At 73.3% G+C, this 9,790-nt stretch carries 8 protein-coding genes; 2 read left to right on the top strand and 6 right to left on the bottom strand.

The features are described 5' to 3' along the window. From rpmF to recG, 6 genes are all read right to left on the bottom strand, one after another. On the bottom strand, positions 1–110 hold a 110-nt coding region (rpmF, locus tag UW392_RS07870), incomplete at its 3' end, for a 50S ribosomal protein L32 (protein ID WP_320774158.1). A 2-nt stretch (positions 111–112) separates the two neighbouring features. Beyond that, positions 113–757 (bottom strand): DUF177 domain-containing protein, encoded by a 645-nt coding sequence (locus tag UW392_RS07865; protein WP_320774156.1) that lies wholly within the window; start codon positions 755–757, stop codon positions 113–115. Positions 758–975: 218 nt separating this feature from the next. After that, a complete protein-coding gene (locus UW392_RS07860; protein ID WP_320774155.1) occupies positions 976–2,100 on the bottom strand; it encodes an ATP synthase F0 subunit B in 1,125 nt (374 codons plus the stop codon). Positions 2,101–2,197: 97 nt separating this feature from the next. Further along, positions 2,198–2,677: a pantetheine-phosphate adenylyltransferase gene (coaD, locus tag UW392_RS07855; RefSeq protein ID WP_320774154.1), complete on the bottom strand. Its 480-nt coding sequence runs from the start codon at positions 2,675–2,677 to the stop codon at positions 2,198–2,200. A 26-nt stretch (positions 2,678–2,703) separates the two neighbouring features. Then, positions 2,704–3,357, bottom strand: coding sequence for a 16S rRNA (guanine(966)-N(2))-methyltransferase RsmD (rsmD, locus tag UW392_RS07850; RefSeq protein WP_320774157.1), 654 nt, complete (start codon positions 3,355–3,357; stop codon positions 2,704–2,706). A 76-nt stretch (positions 3,358–3,433) separates the two neighbouring features. After that, entirely contained in the window at positions 3,434–5,695 is a 2,262-nt protein-coding gene (gene recG / locus UW392_RS07845) for an ATP-dependent DNA helicase RecG (protein ID WP_320774153.1), read from the bottom strand. Between the two features lie 169 nt (positions 5,696–5,864). Here recG and UW392_RS07840 point away from each other — a divergent pair, with 169 nt between their 5' ends. Both UW392_RS07840 and UW392_RS07835 read left to right on the top strand, forming a co-directional pair. Next, on the top strand, positions 5,865–7,703 hold the full coding sequence (locus UW392_RS07840) for an HSP90 family protein (RefSeq protein ID WP_320774152.1): 1,839 nt from the start codon (positions 5,865–5,867) through the stop codon (positions 7,701–7,703). Next, positions 7,700–9,790 (top strand): tetratricopeptide repeat protein (locus UW392_RS07835; RefSeq protein ID WP_320774151.1); only part of this gene is annotated, 2,091 nt, incomplete at its 3' end. The genes UW392_RS07840 and UW392_RS07835, both read left to right, overlap by 4 nt.

Genomic DNA, 9,790 nt, shown 5'->3' with positions numbered 1-9,790 from the left:
TTGGGCTCGTGGCAGCGCTCGCACGCAACCAGGGTGGGGACCGCAGCCTTCCACTGCGACCGGCGGTGGCGCGTGTTGCTGCGCGACATCTTCCGCTTCGGAACAGCCACGGCTACTTCTCCTGCTTCTCGTCGACGCCCGACTCGGCGCCGCTCATCTCGTCCTTCTCGCCATCTTCGAGTGAACCGGCGAGTCCCTGCAGTGCCGCCCAACGGATGTCGACGGCGTCGTGGTGGTGGTCCGGGTCGTCCGCGAGCCGGGCTCCGCACTCGGAGCACAGGCCGGGGCAGTCGTCCTGGCACACCGGCTGCATCGGCAGTGCGAGCACCACCGCATCGCGCAGCACGGGTTCGAGGTCGAACAGGCCGTCCTCGAGGAGGGGTCCGTCCTCGTCTTCCTCGGCGTCGTCGGCCGGCTCCGCTTTCACACGGCCCCGGTCGTCGGCGTCAGGGTACGAGAACATCTCCTGGAAGTCCGCTTCGAGCTCCAGCCCGAGCGGCTCCAGACACCTTACGCACTCCCCCTCGGCCCGTGCACGGGCGGTGCCTGTGACAAGCACCCCTTCCATGACCGACTCCAGCCGGAGGTCGAGCTCCACCGGGGCACCCTCGGGCACTCCGATGACGTCCTGGATACCGAGATCCTTGGGGGCGTCGACCGTGCGGTTCAGGCGCTGCAGCGCACCAGGACGCCGCCCCAGCTCGTGCGTGTCGAACACGAGGGGGTTGCGGTGGTCGAGGCGGGCGTTCGAGGCCATTTCTGCTTCCGGTCTTCACAGCTCGGGGGAAGTACGCCGCCCCGGTGTCGGGGGCGGCTGTCGGTCGCGGGCGTCTTCGGCGTCCGCACAGGCAGCGTGAACGCAGGCGCGACCGAAGAGACAGGATACTGGACCATTCGCCTCCGGCCCAAACCGGTGGGTGACCGCCGGACAGCGGCCCCGGCCGGGACAGGACCGCCAGGGCCTTCGGCCACCGGTCAGTGGCCGCCGCGGCCCTGCTCGTACTGGCGCAGCTGCTCGGCGCTGATCATGCTGGTGTCGAAGAGGCTCGTCTCGTCGAGCGCGTACCCCTGCTGGTCCCGCTGTCCGTGTTCCTGGTGGCCCTGCTGCCCCGGGTGTCCCTGCTGCCCCTGGTCCGGCTGCGGAAGCTGGTTCGGGTCGTACGCCGGCTGCTGCGGGTACGCGGCGTACGGGTCGGCCTGCTGGTAGCCGTAGGGGTCCGGCTGGCCGCCGTAACCCTGCTGGTAGCCGTACTGGTCCTGCTGCTGGTACGCGTAGGCGTCCTGCTGGTGCTGGGCGTACTGCTGGTGGACCGGGACCTCCGCGGCCGGCTCCTGGGCCGGGGGCCGTTCCGGGGTACGGGCGGGCGCGGGGGCGTCCGCGAGCGCGGCCAGGTCCGCCAGGTAGTCGGCGTCGCTGGTGTGCTGCTTGCGGATGCCGTCGCCGTCCAGGGCGAGGGCGCCGAGGTCGTCGGTGGCGATGCGGCCGTGCAGCTTCTCGCGGCCCCGGCCGACGGCCTGGAGGGTCTTGGCGAGCACCGCTTCGAAGGCGCCCAGCTTGGCGTCGACGTACGCGTCGGCGTCGCGGCGCAGGGTCTCCGGGTCGTGGCTGCGCTCGGGGGCGTCCTCGTCCTCGTACCCGTTCTCGTCCGTGCCGGGGCCGGTGCCGAGGAGCTTCTCGCGGCCGCGGCCGACGGAGCCCAGGGTCTTGGTGAGGACGACCTCGAAGTTGGCGAGCTTGGAGTCGACGTACTCGTCGGCCTCCGCGCGGACCTCCTCGGCCTCCCGGCGGGCCTCGGTGAGGATGCGGTCCGCCTCGGCCTGCGAGCGGCGGGCGACCTCGGTGTCGGAGATCAGGGAGCCGCGCTGGGCGTGCGCGCCCTCGATGATCCGGTCGGCTTCCTGGCGGGCCTGCCGGACCATCTGGTCACGGTCGCCGATCAGCTCCTCGGCCTCCGCGAGGGAGCCGGGCAGCGCCGCGCGGACCTCTTCGAGCGACGCGAGCAGGTCGGCGCGGTTCACCACGCACGAGGCCGACATGGGCATGCCCCGGGCGCCGGACACCGCCGCGACGATCTCGTCGAGCTTCTTCTGCACGTCCACCGTGTGCTCGCCACTCTCTGCAGTGTGTTGGAGACGGACGGGTCGACTGTACGGCCACCGGCGCCCCGCCCGACACCGGATGGTGCCTTACCGGCCCTCAGTCCTGCCCGAGGCGCTGGTTCAGGGCCTGGAGGACCACCGGCGGCACCAGGTGGGAGACGTCACCGCCCCAGGTCGCCACCTCCTTGACGAGGGAGGAGGAGAGAAAGCTGTAGGTCGGATTGGTGGGGACGAAGAGGGTCTCGACACCGGAGAGGCCGATGTTCATCTGGGCCATCTGCAGCTCGTAGTCGAAGTCGCTGACGGCGCGCAGGCCCTTGACGATGGCCGGGATGTCGCGCTGCTTGCAGAAGTCGACGAGGAGACCGTGGAAGGACTCGACCTCCACGTTCCCGTACTCGGCGGTGACCTGGCGGATCAGGTCGATCCGCTGGTCGATCTCGAACAGGCCCTTCTTGGACTTGTTGATCATCACCGCGACGTGGACGACGTCGTACAGCTTCGCGGCGCGGGCGATGATGTCGAGGTGTCCGTTGGTGATCGGGTCGAACGACCCGGGACAGACGGCGCGGCGCACTTGAGGTCCCTCGCTCTCCGGTCCGGTCATCGTGCGTTGTCGCACGTAGAGGCGGCGCGACCGTACCAAAGCGTTCCTTCGCCGTAGCGACGGGCGCGTAGCGCCCGGAACCCCTCCGGCCAGACGAACTCCCCGCCCCTGGTGCTGCGCTCCACGGTGACCAGGGCGTCCGCCGCGAGCCAGCCCCCGGTGCGGAGTGTGACCAGGATCTCCCGGAGATCATCGTCCGCGACCGCGTACGGCGGGTCGAGGAAGACGATGTCGTACGGGTCGGCCGGGGCCGGGGTCCGGGCGACCTGCTCCGCCTTGCCCGCTCTGACCTCGGCGCCGGGGAGGGCGAGCGCGCTCACGTTCGCGCGGACCGTGCGGACGGCGCGGGCGTCGGCCTCGACGAGCAGGGCGTGGGAGGCGCCCCGGCTGAGCGCCTCCAGTCCGACGGCGCCGGAACCCGCGTACAGGTCGAGGACGCGCTCCCCGCCGATCGGGCCGCCGAGCAGGGACTCCCAGGTGGAGAAGAGGGCCTCGCGCGCGCGGTCGGAGGTGGGGCGGGTGCCGCCGCCCTGCGGGACGGCCAGTCGGCGTCCGCCGGCCAGGCCGGCGATCACGCGGGTCATCTTCTCGGTCCTTGTCCGTGGTCGGGTCGGTCGGTGTCGGTGTCGGTGGTGCCGTGACCGGTCCAGTCTCGCAGTCGGTGACGGGAACGGCGGACGGCGGCGGCAGTACGGGCGGAGCCGTCATCCTCCCGTCGACCCTCCGTCACCCCTTGTCCAGGTACTGCTCGCGCTCCGCGTCCAGCAGCGCGTCCAGGGCCGTGCGCAGACCGGGGAGGCGCTCCAGCTCCGGGTCGGCGGCGACCACGGCCGCGGCCTCCTCACGGGCCTCGGCGATGATCTCCTCGTCCTCGATGACGGCGAGCATCCGCAGGGAGGTGCGGGCGCCGGACTGGGCCTGGCCGAGGACATCGCCCTCGCGGCGCTGTTCCAGGTCGATGCGGGAGAGCTCGAAGCCGTCCAGGGTGGACGCGACCGCGTTCAGGCGCTGCCGGGCCGCGCTCGCCTCGGGCATCTCGGTGACCAGGAGGCAGAGGCCGGCGGCGGAGCCGCGGCCGACCCGGCCGCGCAGCTGGTGCAGCTGCGAGACGCCGAACCGGTCGGCGTCCATGATCACCATCGCGGTGGCGTTCGGGACGTTGACGCCGACCTCGATGACGGTGGTCGCCACCAGCACGTCGGTCTCGCCCGCCGCGAAGCGGCGCATCACGGCATCCTTGTCGTCGGGCTGCATGCGCCCGTGCAGGACCTCGACCTTCAGCCCCTGGAGGGGGCCCTTGGCGAGCTGGTCGGCGACCTCGAGGACGGCGAGGGGCGGGCGCTTGTCCGCCCCTTCGTCCTCCTGTGACTTCTTCTTCCTGCCGTCGTCCTCCTCGTCCCCGATACGGGGGCAGACCACGTACGCCTGATGGCCGTTCTCCACTTCCTCCCGCACCCGCTCCCACGCGCGCGCGAGGAAGTGCGGCTTTTCGGCGGCCGGGACGACATGGCTGGCGATCGGCGAGCGGCCCGCGGGCAGCTGGTCGAGGACGGAGGTCTCCAGGTCGCCGAAGACGGTCATGGCGACCGTGCGCGGGATGGGCGTGGCGGTCATGACCAGCAGGTGCGGCGGTTGCTTGCCCTTGCCGCGCAGGGCGTCGCGCTGCTCGACGCCGAAGCGGTGCTGCTCGTCGACCACGACCAGGCCGAGGTCGTGGAACTGCACCTTGTCCTCGATCAGCGCGTGCGTGCCGATGACGACGCCGGCCTCGCCGGTCACGAGGTCCAGCAGCGCCTGGCGGCGGGCGGCGGCGCCCATGGAGCCGGTGAGGAGCACCACCTTGGTGGCGTGCTCGGACCCGCCGAGCATGCCCTCCCGTCGCCCACCACCACCCTTCTGCGGAGGCGCTTCGCGCCACAATCCCCAACCGGCCAGCTCGCCCATCATCTCGGTGACCGACCGGTGGTGCTGCTGGGCGAGCACCTCGGTGGGCGCGAGCAGGGCGGCCTGCCCGCCCGCGTCGACGACGGCGAGCATGGCGCGGAGGGCGACCATCGTCTTGCCGGAACCCACCTCCCCCTGCAGCAGCCGGTGCATCGGGTGCTCGGTCGCCAGGTCGCCGAAGATCTCCTCCGACACCTTCCGCTGGCCGTCCGTCAGGGTGAAGGGCAGCTTGGCGTCGAAAGCGGTGAGGAGGCCGTCGGGGGCGGGCCTGCGGGCGACGGCCGGGAGCTGGGCGTCGGCGTGGCGGCGGCGGGCCAGGGCGACCTGGAGGACGAAGGCCTCGTCCCACTTCAGGCGGGTGCGGGCGTCCTCGACGTCCGCCTTGGTGTGCGGGCGGTGGATCTTCAGCAGGGCCTCGGGCAGCGCGACCATGCCCCGGCCCGCACGGAGGGACTCCGGCAGCGGGTCGACGGCCTCCTGGGCGCTCGGCAGGATCGTCTGGACGGCCTTGGCGAGCTTCCAGGACTCCAGCTTGGCGGTGGCCGGATAGATCGGGATCAGGGCGCCCGCCCAGCTGTCGACCGTCTCGGCCGCCTCTCCCGTGTCACCGCGCAGCAGCTCGTAGGCCGGGTGGGCCAGCTGGAGGCGGCGGTTGAAGACGGAGACCTTGCCGGCGAAGAGGGCGCGGGTGCCGGGCAGCAGCTCCTTGTGCGGCTTGTGCACGCCGGCGCCGAAGAAGACGAGCTGGAGGCGGCCGCTGCCGTCCGTGATCGTCACTTCCAGGCGCTGTCCCTTGCCGCGCGGGGCCTTGGCGGAGGCGAAGGTGTGCAGGCGGGCGTCGGCGACCTGGGCGACCACCGTGACGTGCTCGTCCATGGGCAGGTCGGCGAGGTGGGTGAGCCGACCGCGCTCCTCGTACCTGCGGGGATAGTGGTGGAGCAGGTCGCCGACGGTGTGCAGGCCGAGGTGCTCGGCCATCACCTTCGCGGTGGCGGGGCCGAGCACCTTCTTCAGTGGTTCTTCCAGTGCGGGCACGAGATCCATTGCACACCACGCCACTGACAATGCCGTAGACGTCCCCCGAATCCGCTGGTCAGACGGGTGGCTCGCGGCCTAGGATGGCGCCCCCTACGGCCATCCCCCGCGGTCACCGCCCCACCGGTCCGCCCGACCCCGCGCCGTCGACCGACCCCCCGCCAGCGGCGCCGTGACGATGGATTCCCAGACCTCACAGTCATCCCAGGCACCACAGTCACCCCATACGTTCCAGGTCGACCTGCGCGGTCTGGTGGACCTGCTCTCCCATCACCTCTACTCCAGTCCCAAGGTCTACCTGCGCGAACTGCTGCAGAACGCCGTGGACGCCATCACCGCCCGGCGCGCGGAACAGCCCGGCGCACCCGCCGTCGTGCGGCTGTACGCGCAGGGCGGCTCCCTGCGCGTGGAGGACTCCGGCATCGGGCTCACCGAGGCGGACGTGCACAGCCTCCTCGCCACCATCGGCCGCAGTTCCAAGCGGGCGGAGGGACTGGAGTCGGCGCGCTCGGAGTTCCTGGGGCAGTTCGGCATCGGGCTGCTCGCGTGCTTCGTGGTCGCCGAGCGCATCCGGGTCGTCAGCCGCAGCGCCCGTACGCCGGACGCGCCGCCCGTGGAGTGGACGGCGAGCGACGACGGCTCGTACACCGTGCGCACCCTGGACGGGGACGCCCGTACGGAACCGGGTACGACCGTGTTCCTCACGGCACGGCCCGGGGCGGCCGACTGGCTCGGCCGGGACCGGGTCCTCGCCCTGGCGCGGGACTTCGGCTCGCTGCTGCCGTACGACGTGCGCGTGGACGACGAGGCGGTCACCGGTGCGTCCGCGCCCTGGGACGGCCACCACCTCTCGCCCGCCGCCCGGCGGGTGGCCCTGGCGCGGCACTGCCAGGAGCTGTTCGGCTTCGTCCCGCTGGACTCGATCGAGCTGGACGTGCCCCTCGCCGGTGTACGGGGCGTGGCGTACGTGCTGCCGTCCGCGGTGAGCCCCGCCCAGCGCGCGGGCCACCGGGTGCACCTGAAGGGCATGCTGCTCACCGAGCGGGCCGAACAACTGCTGCCGGACTGGGCGTTCTTCGTGCGCTGCGTCCTCGACACCGACAGCCTCCGGCCCACCGCCTCGCGCGAGTCGCTGTACGAGGACGAGACCCTCGCGGCGGTGCGGGAGGCCCTGGGCGAACGGGTCCGCTCCTGGCTGACCGGGCTCGCGGCCGGTGACCCGGAGCGGCTGGCGGCCTTCCTGTCGGTGCACCACCTGGGCGTGAAGTCGCTGGCGCGGCACGACGCGGAGATGCTGCGCACGATGCTGCCGTGGCTGCCGTTCGAGACGACCGACGGGCGGCTCTCCCTGGAGGAGTTCGCGCAGCGCCACCCGGTGGTGCACTTCACGCGCACCGTGGAGGAGTACCGGCAGGTCGCGCCCATCGCGTCCGCACAGGGCGTGGGCGTGGTGAACGGCGGCTACACCTACGACAGCGAGCTGGTCGAGGCGCTGCCGGCGGTGCGCCCGGGGACGGTGGTCGCCGAGCTGGACGCCGACACGGTGACCGCGCACCTGGACACCGTGGACCCGGACCAGGAGCTGGCCCTCGCGGGGTTCCTGGCCGCCGCGCGGGCCGCCCTCGACCCCCTGGGCTGCGACGTCGTGCTGCGGGCGTTCCACCCGCTGTCGGTGCCCGCGCTGCACCTGGACGACCGGGCGGCCCGGCACGAGCAGGCGCGCGCCGAGGCCGAGGAGCGGGCCGACGACCTGTGGGCGGGCATCCTCGGTTCGCTCCGCGGCAGCGCCCCGCGCGCGCGGCTGGTGCTCAACCACCTCAACCCGCTGATCCGCAAGGTCGGCTCCCTGAAGGATCCGGAGCTGATCGGCACCGCGACGGAGTCCCTGTACGGGCAGGCCCTGCTGATGGCGCAGCGCCCCCTGCGGCCCGCGGACACGGCGCTCCTGAACCGCGCGTTCATCGGCCTCCTGGAATGGGCCACCCACACCGAGTCCGGGGAGGACGGCCGCCGATGAGCACAGCGCACGGGAGGGGCCCGGCCGGCGACATCACCGACTTCGACGAGCTGCGCCGGGCGATGGCCGACAACCACGACCGGCCGGAGGGCCCGGCGCGCAACGCACGCGCGGAGCACCTGCTCGTCCAGGCGGAGAAGCTGGGCATCCCGCTCGCCGTGATCGAGGCGCTCGGCCACCAGCTGAAGGTCTACAACTACAGCTCCGAGAAGGACAAGATGTTCGTCCCCTTCGCGCGCCTGCTGCGCATGTGGGACGAGCGCCCCGAGGACTTCGACGAGTACGAGACGCACTCCCTGCACTGGGTCTTCAAGTGGATGTCGGCCGGCATGCTCAACCAGCCGCACGTCCCGCTCGCCTCGATCGAGAAGTGGCTCGGCGAGATGGAGCGCCGCTACCGGCTCGCCGGGCACTCCGAACGGGCGGTGCGCAGCGCCGAGTTCAGCGTGGCCGCGCACGTGGGCGACGTCGCGCGGGCCGAGCGGGCGTACGCGGCGTGGCTGGCGGCCGACCGGGACGGCATGGCCGACTGCCACGCCTGCGAGCTGCACGGGCAGGGCTGGTGGCAGACCCTGCGCGGCGACGACGCCGAGGCGCTCCGGCTGTGGGCGCCGGTCCTCCAGGGCGAGTACACGTGCGCCCACGAGCCGCATACGGTGCTGGCCTCCTCCCTGCTGCCGCTGCTGCGCCTGGGCCGCCACGACGAGGCCCGCGCCCACCACCTGCGCGGTTTCCGGCTGGTGCGGGCCATGGAGAGCATGCGCAGCGCCTACGCGGACCACCTGGAGTTCTGCGCGCTGTCCGGCAACGAGGCACGGGGGCTGGAGCTGCTCGCCGAGCGCCCCGCGTACTTCACCGACGGCGGGGACCCGCGCAGCAAGCTGGACTTCCTGGCCGTGGTGGCCCTCCTGATGGACCGCCTGGTGGAGCTGGGGCTGGGCGGGCAGCCGGTGCCCGGGCCCGCCGGCCGCGCCTGGACGGCACGGGAACTGGCCACCCACGCGCGCGGGGAGGCCCGAGTGCTGGCCGCACGCTTCGACGGGCGCAACGGCACGCCGTACGTCGGTGCGCGTGCCGAGGAGCGCATGGGCCGCGGGCCGCTGGTGGAGCGGCTGCCGCTCGGTGTGCGCTCGCCCGGGCGGGCGCGCGTGCCGGCATCGGGAGCGGCGGCCGCCGCGGGCTCCACGGCACCGGACGCCCGGCCGGAGGTCGCCCCCGGCCTGCCCGACCTGCTGGCCGAGGCCCGGCGGCTCTCGGAGGCGCTGCACCCGGACGCCGTGGAGGCGTGGGCGGCGGTGGCGCGGGCCGCCCGGGCGGAGGGCGCGGAACTGGCCGCGTTCGACCGGGCGGAGATCGCCGACCACGAGGCGATGGGCCGCGGCCCCGAGGGCGTGGCCCTGTTCGCGCACGCGGCGGAGCTGTACGAGGAGGCCGGTGATCCCGGGGAGGCGCTGGCGGCACGCGCGCGCGGGGCGTCCGTCCGGGCGTTCACGGGTGACACCGCGGCGGCCCTGGAGCTGGTCTCCGAACCGTACGAACGGGTCCTCGCGTTGTTCTCCGGGGGCGGCACCGGCGTACGGCAGACGGCGTCCGTGCTGATGAGCCGGGCGCGCGTCCTGATGCAGCGGGTGGAGGACGCCGGGGAGGAACCGGACGGGGAGACCGTCGCCGCCGCCGAGGAGGCGGTGCGGGAGCTGCTGGCCCTCGCCGGGCCCCGTACCGCCGACGTACGGCTGGCCTCACGGGCCGCCGAGGCGACCGGCATGCTCGGGGAGCTGGCGGCGCGCGCCGGGGACGTGGCGGCCGCGGCGGAGCTGCTCGACGGGGCCGCGCGGACGTACGTGGCGGCCGGGCTGCCCTGGTTCGCGGTGGAGCAGGAGGCGCGGCTCACCAGGGCCGCGCGGCACCTCGGGGACCTGGAGACCGCCGAGCGGGCGGCGCGGGCCGCGCTGGAGCACGGCGGACCGTTCCTGCAGCCGGCGGGCCACGCCCAGCTCCACCTCCAGCTGGCCGAGGTGCTCGGCGAGGGCGAGCGGTTCGGGCCCGCGGCGGACCACGCCCTCGAGGCCGCGCACCGGGCCGACGAG

The organism is Streptomyces sp. CRN 30 (genome assembly GCF_034105845.1).
This window is presented reverse-complemented; position numbering and strand designations above follow the sequence as displayed.